The organism is Pontibacter toksunensis (assembly GCF_042686245.1).
Taxonomy (GTDB): domain Bacteria; phylum Bacteroidota; class Bacteroidia; order Cytophagales; family Hymenobacteraceae; genus Pontibacter; species Pontibacter toksunensis.
This window is the reverse complement of sequence record NZ_JBHUOX010000012.1, coordinates 67,896-82,755: the sequence shown is the minus strand read 5'-3', so window position 1 is coordinate 82,755 and position 14,860 is coordinate 67,896. Positions and strand designations below refer to the sequence as shown.

Annotated in this window: 11 protein-coding genes; 6 read left to right on the top strand and 5 right to left on the bottom strand. The window is 47.6% G+C overall.

Going from position 1 to position 14,860, the window contains the following annotated elements:
- The first annotated feature begins 89 nt into the window (after positions 1-89).
- Genes ACFS7Z_RS16105 through ACFS7Z_RS16095 form a run of 3 tightly spaced genes read left to right on the top strand, consistent with a single transcriptional unit; the run spans position 90 to position 3,110 of the window.
- Positions 90-1,172 carry an efflux RND transporter periplasmic adaptor subunit gene (locus ACFS7Z_RS16105; protein WP_377486616.1) on the top strand — a complete coding sequence of 361 codons (1,083 nt, stop codon included), beginning with the start codon at positions 90-92 and terminating at the stop codon, positions 1,170-1,172.
- The gene (locus ACFS7Z_RS16100) at positions 1,169-2,428 is read left to right on the top strand and encodes an ABC transporter permease (protein WP_377486612.1); all 1,260 of its coding nucleotides are present in this window, start codon (positions 1,169-1,171) and stop codon (positions 2,426-2,428) included. Before ACFS7Z_RS16105 ends, ACFS7Z_RS16100 begins: the two co-directional genes overlap by 4 nt.
- Before the next feature lies 1 nt (position 2,429).
- The gene (locus tag ACFS7Z_RS16095) at positions 2,430-3,110 is read left to right on the top strand and encodes an ABC transporter ATP-binding protein (protein WP_377486609.1); all 681 of its coding nucleotides are present in this window, start codon (positions 2,430-2,432) and stop codon (positions 3,108-3,110) included.
- 77 nt (positions 3,111-3,187) lie between these two features.
- On the opposite strand, the gene ACFS7Z_RS16090 is transcribed toward ACFS7Z_RS16095, so the two are convergent.
- The gene (locus ACFS7Z_RS16090; protein WP_377486606.1) at positions 3,188-3,556 is read right to left on the bottom strand and encodes a spore germination protein GerW family protein; all 369 of its coding nucleotides are present in this window, start codon (positions 3,554-3,556) and stop codon (positions 3,188-3,190) included.
- Positions 3,557-3,898: 342 nt separating this feature from the next.
- Here ACFS7Z_RS16090 and ACFS7Z_RS16085 point away from each other — a divergent pair, with 342 nt between their 5' ends.
- Positions 3,899-4,678 carry a hypothetical protein gene (locus ACFS7Z_RS16085; RefSeq protein ID WP_377486603.1) on the top strand — a complete coding sequence of 260 codons (780 nt, stop codon included), beginning with the start codon at positions 3,899-3,901 and terminating at the stop codon, positions 4,676-4,678.
- A 256-nt stretch (positions 4,679-4,934) separates the two neighbouring features.
- Here the strand turns inward: ACFS7Z_RS16085 and ACFS7Z_RS16080 are convergent, their stop codons facing one another.
- Positions 4,935-8,015, bottom strand: coding sequence for a PAS domain-containing protein (locus ACFS7Z_RS16080; protein ID WP_377486600.1), 3,081 nt, complete (start codon positions 8,013-8,015; stop codon positions 4,935-4,937).
- A gap of 349 nt (positions 8,016-8,364) precedes the next feature.
- Between ACFS7Z_RS16080 and ACFS7Z_RS16075 the strand changes: the two genes are divergently transcribed.
- Complete coding sequence (locus tag ACFS7Z_RS16075) at positions 8,365-9,228, top strand: universal stress protein (protein WP_377486597.1); 864 nt, start codon at positions 8,365-8,367, stop codon at positions 9,226-9,228.
- Positions 9,229-9,556: 328 nt separating this feature from the next.
- On the opposite strand, the gene ACFS7Z_RS16070 is transcribed toward ACFS7Z_RS16075, so the two are convergent.
- Entirely contained in the window at positions 9,557-10,168 is a 612-nt protein-coding gene (locus ACFS7Z_RS16070; RefSeq protein ID WP_377486594.1) for a hypothetical protein, read from the bottom strand.
- Between the two features lie 253 nt (positions 10,169-10,421).
- Entirely contained in the window at positions 10,422-12,125 is a 1,704-nt protein-coding gene (locus tag ACFS7Z_RS16065; RefSeq protein ID WP_377486591.1) for a L,D-transpeptidase family protein, read from the bottom strand.
- Between the two features lie 987 nt (positions 12,126-13,112).
- Here ACFS7Z_RS16065 and ACFS7Z_RS16060 point away from each other — a divergent pair.
- Entirely contained in the window at positions 13,113-13,532 is a 420-nt protein-coding gene (locus tag ACFS7Z_RS16060; protein WP_377486588.1) for a DoxX family protein, read from the top strand.
- A gap of 101 nt (positions 13,533-13,633) precedes the next feature.
- Here ACFS7Z_RS16060 and ACFS7Z_RS16055 read toward each other — a convergent pair whose 3' ends face one another.
- The gene (locus ACFS7Z_RS16055; protein ID WP_377486586.1) at positions 13,634-14,749 is read right to left on the bottom strand and encodes an SGNH/GDSL hydrolase family protein; all 1,116 of its coding nucleotides are present in this window, start codon (positions 14,747-14,749) and stop codon (positions 13,634-13,636) included.
- Between the last annotated feature and the right edge of the window lie 111 nt (positions 14,750-14,860).

Below are 14,860 nucleotides of genomic sequence, written 5' to 3'. Positions count from 1 at the left end.
CTGAACAAAGGTTTTATGCTTTTCCAACTATATTTGCGTGCTGCTGCACCGCCCGACATGCTGTTTCCAAAATGCTTAAGCTTCATGTTATGAGATTATACCTGCAATTGGTCCTGAGCATATTGCTGTTGGTTTCCTGCAAAGGGGAGCAGGAAAAAACACAACCCACAGTAGAGGATATTTCAGAGTCTGTGTATGCATCGGGGGTAGTGAAAAGTAAAAACCAGTACCAGGTTTACCCGATGGTTAATGGCATTATCCAGCAGATTCTGGTAACCGAGGGAGACGTGGTGCAAAAAGGTGACCCGCTTCTGAAAGTGGAAAATGAGGCTGCCCGGCTGGGTACCGAGAATGCAAGGCTTGCCGCTGACTATGCCCGTGTCAGTGCGAACGAAGACAAACTGGGCGAACTGCAGGAAGACATTAATCTGGCTCGCAGCAAAAAGCAGAACGATTCGCTGCTCCTGGTAAGGCAACGCAACCTGTGGGCAAACCAGATAGGCACCCGGGTAGAGCTGGAGCAAAGAGAGCTCAACTATAAAAACTCCGCAACAGCCTATAATACAGCCCGACTCCGGTACAACGACCTGAACAGGCAACTTAACTTTGCGGAAAGGCAATCACAGAAAAACCTGCAAATCAGCCAGGCCAGAACAAACGACTACCTGGTAAAAAGCGAAACCGATGGCAGGGTATACGATGTGCTGAAAGAGAAAGGCGAAATGGTGAGTCCGCAGAGTCCGGTGGCGGTGATTGGTGATGCAGATGAGTTTATCCTGGAGTTGCAGGTAGATGAGTATGATATTTCCCGCATTAAGCCGGGGCAGCGTGTCTTGCTGAACCTGGACAGCTACAAAGGGCAGGTGTTCGAAGCCGAAGTAACAAAGGTAAACCCGGCCATGAACGAAAGAACCAGGTCTTTTACCGTAGAAGCCGGTTTTGTGACCACACCACCTGCGCTGTACCCGAACCTCACCACGGAGGCCAATATCCTGATACAGGCGAAAGAAAAAGCACTTACTATACCACGCGATTACCTGCTGGACGGAGCCTATGTGCTGAAGCAAAACGATGAGAAAGTGAAGGTAAGCACCGGCCTAAAAGACTATCATAAAGTGGAAATTCTGGATGGCCTGACGAAGGAGGACGTAATTGTGAAACCTGCCCAATGAACAGCAAGCTCATCTTAGACATCGCAAAGTCGCTGCTGCTGGCCAGGTGGCGGCAAACTTTGGTGGCTGCTGTTGGAGTAACCTTCAGCATTGCCATGTTCATTACACTGCTGGGTTTCATGAACGGCCTCAACGACATGCTGGACGGCCTGATCCTGAACAGGACACCACACGTGCGCCTGTACAACGAAATAAAGCCCAGCCAGAACCAGCCGATAAACAATGCTTCCGGTTTTAAGGATTCCTACAACTTTATCAGTTCTGTGAAGTCTGGCATAAGCCGCAAGGAAATCTACAACAGCGGCCCCATTATCCAGGCACTGAAAGACGATCCCCGTGTAGTGGGGGTATCTCCGAAACTAAGTGCACAGGTGTTCTTCAATGAAGGCACAATTGATATAACCGGCGTAATCAACGGGGTTGATGTGGAGGAAGAAAGCAGGCTGTTTAACTTCCGGGACTATGTGACATCGGGTTCCGCCATAGATGCCAAAAATGTGTCGAACAGTATCATACTTGGCAAAGGGCTGGCTGAAATTTTAGTCGCAGATATAGGGGATGTGGTGCAGGTAACGACTGCGCAGGGCGAGCGGTTTTCGCTGAAGGTAGTCGGCTACTTCCAGTCGGGGATACAGGAGTACGATAAAGTGCAGAGCTATGCTTCCATTAGCACCACACAGAAACTCCTGGGCAAGCCTGCCAATTACTTCACCGATTTGCAGGTAAAACTGCAGGACCTGGAAACGGCGCCAGCCGTAGCAAAGGAGTATGCGCAGCTGTTTGATACTGATGCAGAGGATATTAAAGCAGCCAACGCACAGTTTGAAACAGGCACGAATATCAGGTCGATGATTTCATATGCGGTAGGGGTTACCTTGCTTATTGTAGCAGGCTTTGGGATATTCAATATCCTGAACATGATGATCTACGAAAAAATGGATTCTATTGCTATACTGAAAGCCACCGGTTTCTCAGGAAGCGACGTGAACAGGATCTTTCTGGTGATCGCCCTGAGTATCGGGTTTTTCGGAGGAGTTGTGGGACTGGTGATAGGTTTTGGTTTTTCTGTTGTCATCGATAATATTCCGTTCAACACGGCAGCGCTGCCAACCATTAAAACATTTCCGGTTAACTATAACCCTATCTACTACTTTATAGGTTGCTCCTTTTCATTAGTTACCACCTACTTTGCCGGATTTTTTCCTGCACGCAAGGCCAGCAAAGTAGACCCTGTTGAAATAATAAGAGGCAAGTAAAATGCAGGACATCATACTGGAGGCAAGGCACATCCATAAAAGGTTTTATGACCCTGTTACAGTGCAGGTGCTCACGGACATCACTTTCACTGTTAACAAGGGGGAGTTTGTATCAGTTATCGGCAAATCAGGGTGCGGTAAGTCTACGCTGCTGTACATCCTTTCAACCATGGATACCGATTACGAAGGGGAGCTGCTGATTGACAAAGTATCCATGAGCGGGAAGTCGGATGCAGCTCTGGCGCGCATCCGGAATGAGAAGATTGGCTTTGTGTTCCAGTTCCATTACCTGCTGAACGAGTTTACGGTGCTCCGGAACGTGATGCTGCCTGGCATCAAGTTAAACAAGCATAGCGAGCAGGAGGTGGAGCATCGGGCACTGGAACGGCTGAAGATGCTGGGAATAGAACACCTTGCAAACAAATTGGCTTACAGGGTTTCTGGTGGCGAAAAGCAGCGCGTAGCCATAGCCAGGGCCCTCATTAACGACCCGCATATTATCATGGGCGATGAGCCCACCGGCAACCTCGACGTTAAAAACAGCGAAATGGTGTTTGATATTTTTAAGCAGCTCGCGGAAGAACACAACCAGACCCTGCTCATCGTTACCCACGACCCTAGCTTCGCTGAAAACTCCGGCCGTATCATTGAAATGGAGGACGGCAAGATCATCAGGCATTAGCAGGAGGCGGAACCAGGAGGTTTGGTTTCTACTGAAATGAGGCGTTGCCAAATTTGATGTTCTTCCTTGTTGCTCCCTTACCTGCGGAATATTTTTGTAATACTCCGGGCGGTTAGCAGGACGGCAACACCGCTAATAGCAAAGAGTTTGATCAGTGTCTGAGGGTCTTGGATAGGGCGGAATTTTGTTGTACCCTCTTTTATTTCGATGTAGCCGACAGGCGTCAGCACCATGCCACCGCCTCCGCCTGAGCCTTCTTCTCCCGCTTTTGTGCCGGCTCCCCCGCCAAAGCCGTAAGCAGCTTTTGAAACAGGTATAACTGTTACCCCATTGCGTTCCACTGGCTCACCATAAATACGCTTTGCATTGGCTGCAGCACTCATTTTTTCGGCTATCCGTTCCACAAAGGATCCGGATGGACTGCCTTGTTTTTCCTTATCTTCCATAGAGATGCTTTTTAGTTGGGTTATTTACCTTTGTAATAATACACAGATCTCCTTTTTCAGGGCTCAAAGAAGAAAGCTGTTTCTGATGCTAAGTGCTTTTTATGTAGCTGATCAACCCCAGGGAGGTAGGGCATATTGTAAGAGTAGGGTATGGCTTACCTGCTATACGGTTTGTAAATTTACAACGAATTGCTGATTTGTTTATGTTATGCGTGAAGAAATTAAGCTCAGCTAATTTATTCTTATCAGCGAGAAAGCGAAAAGTGTGCAGGTAATAGCAGTTTATGTAACAAGGATTTACCTTTGCGGCTTGCTAATGCTTTTCTACTTAATTTTATTTTTATGCCATCAGGTTCTACCGCTCAGGTAAGACTTACCTTTAAAAAGTCTTTTGTATTGCTGTTGTTTTCGGCCCTCATGCTGCTCTTTAACCGGAAGGCAGAGGCGCAGGTCATTTACCAGGGTGGGTCTAACGTGCAGCTGCTCTATGGCCGGAACTTAAAGCAGTCTGGTGAGCTGGCCACCGTTACGGTAGAGCATTTTGGCTCTTACAGGGCTCTGGAGCAGTTTGTATTCGCGGACCTGTACAACAACGTGAGCCTGGCGAGCCCCAATATGTATATGGAGTGGTACCCTAAACTTAGCCTCAGCCGCGCCACCGGACGTGAGTTTAAGCTGGGACCCATCAGCGATGTACTGTTATCGGGTGGTATGAACGTTTTGTTCGGAGGCTCAGAAGACTTCTTCGCCTACACTGCAGGCCCTGCCTTTAAATTCAGGATTCCTGGTTCTGGTCTGCTGCAGCTTGAAACCTACTACTACAAGCAACATGGCGAGGAGTATGACGGAACCTACCAGTTCACACCAAGCTGGGATATACCTTTACCTGTTTCGGAGAAGGTGCGCCTGCGGTTTCGTGGCTTCATGGACTTCATAGGTGACCGTGGCCCTGGAAGCACACAGTACCTGACACAGCCACAGCTTCTCCTGGATTTGGGGAACACCTGGGGAAAGTTAGGAAAGGTATTTTTCGGTTCTGAATGGCGCTACTGGAATAATGTTGTTGGTATCGAAGGGCTTGAGGAGTCCATCCTGCAGGCCAACCTCCTGATTGGCCTATAGGTAGGCATTACAGCAGGGGAGATATACCTCCTTTGCTGCATCCTGATCTATAGAAAGAGCAAGAAAGCCTGAGAACCCGGTGTAGCCTGTATGCACTTTGCGCCTGCATTTTTGTGCCTCTCTAAAGACCTGCCTTACCGCTGGCTGAAAGGAAAGGGACAGCATCATCGGACGTTATTTCTACTCCGAAAGCCGGACATTTTCAGGATTTCCAGCTTTGCATGCTGCCTCATTTCAGCACGACAATCGCGTTTGCTCAGGTTTTAAAGTATATTTTAAAGGTAGAGCCAACGCCAATCTCACTCTCCACTTCTATATGGCCGTCGGCATTCTCCACAATCTTCTTTACCATGTAGAGGCCTACACCAGAACCCTCCACGTGGTCGTGCAGGCGCCCGAACATCGAAAATAATTTGTTTTTTTTCGTTAGGTCCATGCCCAGCCCATTATCCCGTACAGACAGTACAGCATAGTCCTCTTCCTTACTGCAGGTTACCTGTACCTTCGGTTTCCGTTCCGGGGAACTATACTTAATTGCATTGGAAATTAAGTTGTAAACCACAGAGCGCAGGTTTTTTTCTGAAAAACAAATCTGGGAGCAGCCATCCACTTTAATTTCCAGTTCGGCATTCATTGCATTCAGTTGTGGCGCCAGATCCAGCTTCACTTCCTCTATCACATCCGAAATTTTCACCACCACGGCGTCCTGGTTGTTTTCCTTTTGAAGCTTTGTCACTTCCGTCAGGTGATCGATGGTGCGTTTAAAACGGGTAATAGAGTGCTCTATCATATCCCTTACTTCCTCCAGGCCCTGAGCGGCCAGCGTGTCAGGTGGCAGGGAATCGATGAGAATCTGCAGGAGCCCTTCTATGTTAAAGATTGGAGCCTTCAAATCATGTGATGCTGCGTAGATGAAATTATCGAGGTCAACGTTTGTGCGTGTAAGTTGCTTATTGGCCGTTCGCAGATCCTCGTTTGTTCTGGCTAGTTTTGTAGTAAGTGCCTTTAGCTCTGCCTCCTGTTCCTTACGTTCCGTGATATCTATGGTGATGGTTGCCAGGCCTAAAAGTTTTCCTGTTTGCGGGTCTTTTATGGAAAAGCAGTTATAATAAACCGGAATGCTCTCCCCGGTCTGGAAGTGGCGAAAGCGAAGCTCTCCGGCCCAACTTCCTTTTTCTAGCAGGATGGGCAGGATGAATTCACTTACAAAGGACTTATCCTCTTTATAAAAGAAATCAACAACGCTCACTTCTTTTACCTGCGATTTTTCCAGCCCTACCAAATCAAGGCCTGCCTGGTTGATGTAGAGGCCTTTGCCCTCAGGGGTGGCAAGGCCAATAAAATCTGAGCTGTTTTCTACCAAAGCAACCAATTGCTGCTGTTCCTGTGACAAACTTTTATAGGCCTCAACAGACCTGGATAAATCTTCGTTGGCTGCTTTGAGTTCACTGGCGAGAGCCTGGGCTTCTTTTTCCCTTTCTTCAATCTGTTGACGTGCTTCTACCTGCTCGGTTATGTCGCTTACCAAGGAATAAAAACCTGCCACTTCGCCCTGCCGGATATCAGGGACATAGCTGGTGCGGATATGCTTCACGAAATCTTCCCAGTAAGGCATTCTGCTTTCGAAGTCAAGGCGTTCTCCGGCCAGCGCCCGATCTATGTAGCCTTTCACTCCCTGGTAGGCCTTTTCACCAATCACATCCCTTATAGGGCGACCCAGCAGGTTGTTGGGATCTGTGCCAAACCATGCCTCATATGCCTGATTCGTAAACTGGTACCGCTCTTCCTTATCCAGGTAACCTATCAGCACGGGAAGGGCATCGGTGATAAGTTGCATACGTTTGGCATTATGTTCAACAACCTGGCGGGCTTTAACCTGTTCGGTTACTTCATGCGCAAATACCAGCACCCCATCCACGTCTCCGTTCTCGTTGCGGCGCGCCTGATACGTAAAGGTCCAGTATATTTCTTCCGGGGGCGCACCCTCATGACGCGATAGCATCAGGGGCAGTTCCTGTGCGACAAAGTTTTCACCAGTTTGGTAAACCTTCTTTAAGATGCCTGGTATGGGACTCCCTGCTATTTCCGGTAGAGCCTGCAGTAGGGCTTTACCTAGCAACACCCGTCCGGGGAAAATTTGCTGATAAGCGGGATTGACCAGCTCAAAGACCATATCAGGACCATCCAGTATGACAATAGGAGCCGGGGCCTGCATAAACAGATTGTGCAAAAGATTGCGCTTGGCTTCGGTTTCGGCTTTAGAAGACTGTAGTTGTTTCGTTCTGTCCGCTACCCGCTCCTCCAGTTCGTGATTTAGCTCCTGAAGTGCGAGGTGCGTTTCAGAAAGCTCCTCATTCGCTGCCCTTATTTCTTCGTTAGCTGTTGCCAACTGCTCGTTAAGCAATTGAAGATCTTTCTCCCTTTGCTCCACTTTCAGCCGTGATTCTACCAGATCAGTTACTTCATAGGCGAACACCAGTATGCTGTCAACAACGCCTTCCAGGTTTCGGATAGGCTGATAAGTAAAGTTGTAGAAATTATTCCCCAATCCGCCGGTGTTGTCGTGGTCGAGCTGCACTTTCATCTCATGTGCGTGAACGCTGACGCCGGTCTGGTATACCCGGTCCAGCAGCCCGAAAATGGGCTGCCCTTGCAGCTCGGGCATAGCCTCTGCAATAGGTTTTCCCAGCAGTGGGCGGTCGCCAACCACTCGCTGGTAGGGTGGGTTTACCAGCTTGAACACGTGGTCTGGCCCATCTAAAATGCAGATCATCGCCGGAACCTGCATAAAAATGTTGTACAGTTTCTCCCGTTGCAGTACTGCTTCGTTGCGGGCAGTAAGCAGCTCCGCACTCGTTACTGCCTGCTGCCCGGAAAGTAGCTCCAGTTGCTGCGAATAATCTTTTAACCGTAATTCACTTTTATACAGTTCTGTATTATCCACCACCTTTTGAATGATGTACTGGATGTCGCCTTCACTGTCAAAAACAGGGGTATGAGAAGCGTGCCAGTACTTCTCCTCAAAACCACCGGAAGGCTCCGGCTGCGGAACATCATACCGTATATGGCCTAGCTGGTGTGTTAGCTTGTGCTGGAGAACCCATTCAAGTGAGTCTCTCAGTCTTGTCGTAGAATCGGATTGAGCCAGCGCCGGGTTTTCCGGGAATGCATCAAAAACAGACTTGCCTTGTATATCTTCCCGTTCTGTGAGGGTAGCTTTCAGGTAAGCGTTGCTCGCTGTGAGAATGGTAAAATCGGGTGACAGTATCAGGTAGAGGTCAGGTACAGTTTCGAATAGCTGGAGCAGTTGTGGCAGAGGAGTTGCGGCTTTAGTCATTAACTGATAATAGGTTCGGGTGGTACCTGTGCTGCTTGGTAGAGGTGGTATTAATCAAACGATGATTGTTAGGAACAGGTTGATTTATTTAAGTTTATTCCAAACTTTAAAATTTTCATTCCTCCAGAACTTCAAAAGCCTTTCTGTATCGGTTCTGCTTTCAGCGTAGGGTAAAGGAAGCTGCCGTATAACCCATTAAAATTATCCAACTTGTAGCTAACGCAATACAGGATCTTGGAAAAGGAGGTTATAGTGGATGTTCTAAACTGCTGTATTTCTGGTACCTTTCTCGGAAGTTCTTCGTATGTGAGATAAATAAATGATAAAAATTCAACTAGATATCAAAGATATGATAAACTTTTTAGTTCCGGTTGATTTTTCAGATAATTCCCTCAGAGCGTTGGAATATGCCTCCGGACTGGCAGAAAGGTCAGGCGCAAACGTTATAGCGTGTCATGTTCAAAACAAAGGCTCTTTTTTGTCTGGGCTGACAGGTGACAAGCAGAAGGAAGGTAAAGGAGAATTACAGCAGAAGATGGATTCTTTCCTGGCCAGAATAACATACCCTGCTGCTGCAGTGCCCGAGACAATACTGCGGGAGGGAGATACAGTAGAAGAGGTTCTAAAGGCAATTGATGAATATGGTGTTTCGCTCGTGGTAATGGGAACCGCAGGTGGAAAGACGTTGAAAAAGAGGATATTCGGTACAACAGCGGAAGCTATAGCGAAGGGTGGTATATGTCCTGTTTTAGTTCTACCGGAGAATGGTATCATGAAGCCTCTCCAACATATTGTGTATGCTGCCGACTTTGAGAATGGTGATCAGGTGACTGCCATGCAGTTGATACAACTGAAAGATTTATTTCATGCTACCTTAACCTTTCTTCACGTGAAGAATGACAAGCAGCCTGATTACATAGATGATAACTATATCAAAGAGGGCCTGATGAAGCAGTTCCCTAAGGCTGACATTCATTTTGTAGAAGTAAGAAACGATGATATAGCGGAGGGTATTTCTAACTATGTGAAGGCACACGAGACAAGTCTTCTTGCCTTCACCATACTCAACAGGAATTACTTAGAGAATCTAACGCACAGCAGTGTCTCTTCGAAGCTGCTTCACAGCCTGAACATGCCTATGCTGGCGCTGCCGGAAAACGGTGTTTTACTGGAACTGCAGAAGCACCGGGATTCAGAATCGGGAAGAATTTAAAAACAAGGAGAGTGGTATGCCTGATGGAGAATGACACAAGTCCCAAGGCTCTCTACCTGAACAGCATCTAAAAATCCCTTTGCCGGTCCGGTTTGAGTAAAGAATACGGACCGGCAAAGGAATCTTGCTGATGAACTTCAGGCTTGTTTAGAGGCTGCTGCGTCTTTTCCTTCCTTGTACGGTAGTACAGCGCCTGCCAGATTTACATCTTTTTAAACTTATCAGCTGCTGAGTCTGTAGTGGTTTAACTGCTGACCATGCAGGTAGGGTATCTATTCAAAAGAAACTGCACGTAACAAAGGAACAACGCAGGGGCACCTGCTTTTTCTTAAGAGGACAAATAATCTGTAGCATCTCCATTGTCTGAAAAATATTCGTCGCCCAGTAAAGTATTAATCAGCGGTTGCTGCGCTTCTTCATAGATCAGTTCACCGCGAAGCAGGAATCTGTTTGCCTCCAGCATCACTTCGTAGATGGGGGTATGGACGTGTTTGGGTATTTTGTACAGGCGCGGATCGCGTTTATCGAAGGGTGTAGAAATCCTGGAGTTGAACAGGTAGGGGATAAGCGTTTTAGAACAACTGATGGCAATGCGGTGAATTTCGTTTTCTGAAAAATACTCCTGCAGTCGTTCGTTAATGTTCTCAAAGAACTCGACCGTTTCGCTTAAACGCACCCTGGAGCCGGCCCTCGATTTACCTTTGGTTTTAAGGTATTTGATCTGGCTCTTTCCCTGTTTCTTGCGCACCATATAAGAGCGGAATACTTTATGATCCAAGTTGATGCCATTTTCGAAATAACCCAGGGCACAGTTCCCCGCCTGTATCAGCACTATGACATAATTCAGCCTTTCTTCGCCGGTGGCTAAAGTTGTGCCGGGAGGAGGAACCACGATGGGCAGCCTGAAATACACCTGGTCATTTCCAGCATCGTCTAACATTATTATCCTGTGTTTCTCCAGGTCATATACAGTAGAAAAAGAAGCATGCTGTAGCTGTTGCAGTAACTGGACAGATTTCTCTTGAGATAAAAAGCGATTCATTTCTATGCGAGGCAAAAAATGAAGTTACGCAAAAGCCACCGGATTCAGTGGCCCTTATCGCGTCTTTACTGATGTTGCCTTTGCTGATTTAGAGTACTGGCTATATGCAGGGGGTGTAAATGTTAAAGTGCTGCCTCATTTATTCCCTATTTTAGAATAACTGCTGTGCCAGGGCATTGTCGTGGCCATAGAGGTCATCCCTGAAATGGACTGTCCCGTCGTCTTCTACCCAGGTAGTAAAATACACCAGGTACACCGGTACGCTTTCCTCCAGGTCTACGCGCTGTTGGGTTTTGGAGTCCATGGCGTTTAATACGCGGCTTCTGTTCCAGCCAGGCTTGTCCTGCAGCAGGTACGTCGCCAAATCAGCGGGGCGTTCTACACGCACACAACCATGGCTAAAGTCCCTGTCTCTCTCATTAAACAAATGGTCGGCAGGTGTGTCGTGCAGGTACACCGCAAACTCATTTGGAAACATAAATTTTACCCGCCCCAGTGAGTTGTTCGGGCCCGGGCGCTGCCTGATGCGGTAATCAAAGTTATACTGTGTCATGGTATTCCAGTTAACCCGGCTCACCGGTACCCGGCGGGCATTGGGACCGAAAGTCGTTACCATTTCCATATCCCGGCTTCGCAGCCAGTTTCTGTTTTGCTGCAGATGAGGCTTTATGTCGCTTTCCACAATGCTGTTTGGCACGTTCCAGTAAGGCGCGAACATCAGATACTGTAACTGGTGGCTAAATACAGGAGTAGAGTGCATGGTTTCCCCGACGATGGCTTTCATGCGCATCCTTTCCTCTCCGTTCTCCATCACCGAAACCCGATAGGCAGGAATATTCACAATGATATAGCGTTCATCTTCTCCATTCGGGTCCAGATCTTTTGGCAACCATCTCCACCGCTCCATATTCAGCACTATCTGGTCGATGCGCTCGTCTACACTCACATTCAATGCTTTGTAGGTCTGCGGCCCCAGTACACTGTCTACTACCAGTCCGTGTCTGTTCTGGAAATCAGCAACGGCACGCACTACCTGCGCGTCATAAATGAAAAGCGCAGAATCCGGTTGGTTCACATTCTGCTGCGGCAGCAGGCGCTTCCGTACATCTACCACTACTCTTGCTGTGTCATTGGGCTTTACAATTCCCTCGCCTATTACTGTAGACCAGCCGCCGCGCTGCTGTATGTCGCGGTACTGCACCAGGGCTTGGCGCAACCGCTGGTACCCCTCGTGCAGGGCCTCAAATTCATAGAAAGGATAAGTGCTTTCTCTTTCCTGTAGAATTGTTTCCAGCGCTTTGTTCAGCTTAATTCTATTCCGCTTTACCTCCCATTCAATCGCTGCAACGCTGTGGGGGTCCACGGCACCCTTATAAAAATCAGAGGCATAGTTGAAGTAAGAAGCAGTAAGGGCCATATCCAGTTCCTGCTTCTTTTGCTGTTTGGTTCTATCTGATGCAGGTAAGGCGGCAAATTCACGGAACATTTCCCGAAGGTTCTTTATCTGATAATCCTTTGGGCTTAAACCTTCCTTGTTAGCCTTATTAATTGCCTCCATCAGCTTATCGGCTTGTGGCACCAGTTCGTTATCATCAAACCAGGCCAGCTGAAAATCCCGATCCTTGTAAAACTGCTTCACCAGGCCGAGGTGAGGCCTGAATGCTCTTTCGCTGCTGATATATTGCTGAACATAATCACTGTCGAATTTTGCTTTTTCGTTTGGACCCGAAGCAGGAGCGGTATTTACTGCAGTGATTTGATTAGTGGCTCTAGCGGTTGCCAGGAAGGGCGCCAGCAGCAACAGCAGGGTAAATATAAAGTATGGAAAGTATGTAGTTGTAGGTATTCTATTCATTAGTTATGATGTCGTTTTGTTTGAGTTTGGGGCCGCCGTACATCTGTGATTTATACCAGAAGTCGTGATTGTTTCTTTGGAGCCTCACTTTTGTATATACAAATATGAGGCCAGTAATGTTTGATATTTCCGATGCAAAGTGTTTCTTGCGTAATGGGAGGGAAGTATGGAAGGGTATTTTTTGTATGTTGTGCCAGGAGGAAGGCCTTAGCCGAAGTGCCGGGTTTTTATGCTGCTACTTTTTTACAATGTCATCTGGTAGTGCTGGGTTGTAGCTTTAACTTCTAGGGTTCACATCAAATTAGCCTGACCGGATCTGGAAAGCAAGAGCTGTAAGTGTCTTCCTGTCTCATCAGTTCATTGGAACAGGACTTACGGGAATTTTCCACTAGAAGCAGGGTAGTATACTTCTGTCTTTCACTGGCCAAGTTTTTAAACTTGCGTCTCATTATGATGTCGTGTCTGTAACCTGACTGGGCCACAGGCCCAGAAATAGCAGAAACGAGGAAGGACAATTGCGTCATGGTAAGGCAGCACAGCTGGCTAAATCAGAATGAAACGGTCTTGCCTTTAAGGGGAGCAAGAGGAGTGTTTACACCTGCTAAATATACCGCCCAGAACGTACTATCGTCCCTTCTATAAAACGCTACACTCTGAGCTGTGCCCGCAAGCTAAGAAGGATGTTCCTGCTTGTCCTCAAGGTAACATTCCTGACTAAGGCTGTTGCTGCCTCCGTATCTAGTGCTTAAGCTTGGATTTTTTAAGACAGGATAAGTCAGCAGGATCGCGCTTGCGGATTTTATTTGCAGGAGGGGTAATGTTCGGGTTATGGCTAACAGGCATTATACTGCACCAAATCAGGAACGGCAAATTTTCCGGGATTTAACTTTATCTGATAACATGCGTTTACTGCCATATATAAATACCTGCTTTATAAATCATTACAGGTTGTGTTTGATTTAATCTGCTAACAAAATATAAACGAATATGGATAAATTTTTAGGAAGTTATAGCCCGCACCTCTTCGCCATTTTAAGAATAGTAGCAGGACTGATGTATGCCATGCATGGTTCCCAGAAATTGTTTGGCTGGCCAGGAGATGGCAACACAGTGGAACTTGCTTCCATGATGGGACTGGCAGGTATAATAGAATTAGTGGCGGGGCTGATGATTGCCTTTGGCTTGTTTGCCAGCTGGGCAGCTTTTATTGCAAGTGGTCAGATGGCCGCTGCCTATTTTATAGCACATGCCCCACAAAGCTGGAATCCCCTGATGAATGAGGGAGAGAAGGCTGTTCTGTACTGTTTCCTTTTTTTGTACATTGCTGCGCATGGCGCCGGTATCTGGAGCATCGATGCTACCAGGAACAGAGGAATAAGGCACAGCACAGCAGCAGGAAACAGATAGCCTGAGGCCGGCACAGGTTCCTTTTTCTTTTCCGGCGCCAGCGAGCTTTTACAACTTTAACCTTATGCTGGCTGGAAAAGCACACCTCTAAGACCGGCTTCTTATAAATCTGCTTTCAATAACCTATCAAAAAAAGGGGCTAGTTCCTGTGCCAACACAGCATGCTCTTCCACGCTCGGGTGCCCGGTGCAGCCACTTGCCTGCATGGGCTGGAAGAAGTACAAAGCCACTGGCTTATCGGTAGGATAAGTAGAGTCTATCTGTGCTTTGATATCTGTCAGGGCGCTTTGCAGTATCTGTCTGTTTTTTCCGTTTACCATAGGGCTGCTTAGCAGGGCAATACTGGCCTGTGGGTACTTCTTTTTTACCAGTTCTACAAACTTCACATACTCCTGTATAAAGCGGGTGCTGTCAAACGGGAGCCTTTCCTTTTTACCATCGCCGTTGCTGAAGTCGTTGGTGCCCAGGGCGATGCTTACCACCTTTGGTGAGGCAGTTTCAAAGTTCCAGCGTTGCGGGTTGCTATCCTGGAAATCGATTTTTTCGTACACCTGCGGCATCGCAGGGCCATCGCTGTTCCAGTTCCGGTACGCACCGATGCCGCTTACACAGCTAATGACATAGTTGGCACCCACTGCTGCTGCTACCCTCGGCCCGTATGCCATCATGGCATTGTGCTGGTCGTGGTACTGGCCACTGCCACAGGGCACCTCCGACGGATCGGCAGCTGCACCACATGTAATACTGTTTCCGATGAATTCAATGATGGGAGCATCAGGTTTCTGAATTGCCTGCACGTTCTCACCCGTCACTTTATCGATTAACACAGGGCCGGTATGGGCTTCGGTCGCCTTATAGACCCAAACAGTATGCTTACCTCCTGCGGGTGCCTTTATCACGATAGGTTCCGTTGCATTTCCTGAGACTTTAACTCTTTTCTGGTATTCCCCGTCCAGCTCATATTGCAGGTAGTTATGCCCATTGGTGTTCGGAACGGAGGCAAAAACCCGACTCTCGTTTCCTTCAAACGTATAGCCAAAGTGAACTGCAGCGCTTATCAGTTCCAGTTTTTGCGCGTGAGTCAGGCTGTATCTGCCGTAGGGCTGCAAAGCGGTGGCTGGCAATTCATCTGTTTTGTCTGTACTATTCTTTATGTATGTACAGCTGAAGCAAAGCAGGATGAAAAGGTTAGCAAAGTGAGCGTATGTTAACTTCATGTGGAGAACTTTATTTAAGCTTATCGGCAATGCAAGATGCACCACGAACTTTGTTGTTACAACGCTTTTGAATTATTATAAAGATAGGGAATAGAGGCACGATGAGGTGAC

Bases quoted from the DNA above. Each gene is read 5' to 3' on its own strand.
- ACFS7Z_RS16065 (WP_377486591.1), bottom strand. From the start codon at position 12,125: ATGAATAGAATACCTACAACTACATACTTTCCATACTTTATATTTACC.
- ACFS7Z_RS16075 (WP_377486597.1), top strand. From the start codon at position 8,365: ATGATAAACTTTTTAGTTCCGGTTGATTTTTCAGATAATTCCCTCAGA.
- ACFS7Z_RS16055 (WP_377486586.1), bottom strand. From the start codon at position 14,749: ATGAAGTTAACATACGCTCACTTTGCTAACCTTTTCATCCTGCTTTGC.
- ACFS7Z_RS16060 (WP_377486588.1), top strand. From the start codon at position 13,113: ATGGATAAATTTTTAGGAAGTTATAGCCCGCACCTCTTCGCCATTTTA.
- ACFS7Z_RS16095 (WP_377486609.1), top strand. From the start codon at position 2,430: ATGCAGGACATCATACTGGAGGCAAGGCACATCCATAAAAGGTTTTAT.
- ACFS7Z_RS16085 (WP_377486603.1), top strand. From the start codon at position 3,899: ATGCCATCAGGTTCTACCGCTCAGGTAAGACTTACCTTTAAAAAGTCT.
- ACFS7Z_RS16070 (WP_377486594.1), bottom strand. From the start codon at position 10,168: ATGTTAGACGATGCTGGAAATGACCAGGTGTATTTCAGGCTGCCCATC.
- ACFS7Z_RS16080 (WP_377486600.1), bottom strand. From the start codon at position 8,015: ATGACTAAAGCCGCAACTCCTCTGCCACAACTGCTCCAGCTATTCGAA.
- ACFS7Z_RS16100 (WP_377486612.1), top strand. From the start codon at position 1,169: ATGAACAGCAAGCTCATCTTAGACATCGCAAAGTCGCTGCTGCTGGCC.
- ACFS7Z_RS16105 (WP_377486616.1), top strand. From the start codon at position 90: ATGAGATTATACCTGCAATTGGTCCTGAGCATATTGCTGTTGGTTTCC.
- ACFS7Z_RS16090 (WP_377486606.1), bottom strand. From the start codon at position 3,556: ATGGAAGATAAGGAAAAACAAGGCAGTCCATCCGGATCCTTTGTGGAA.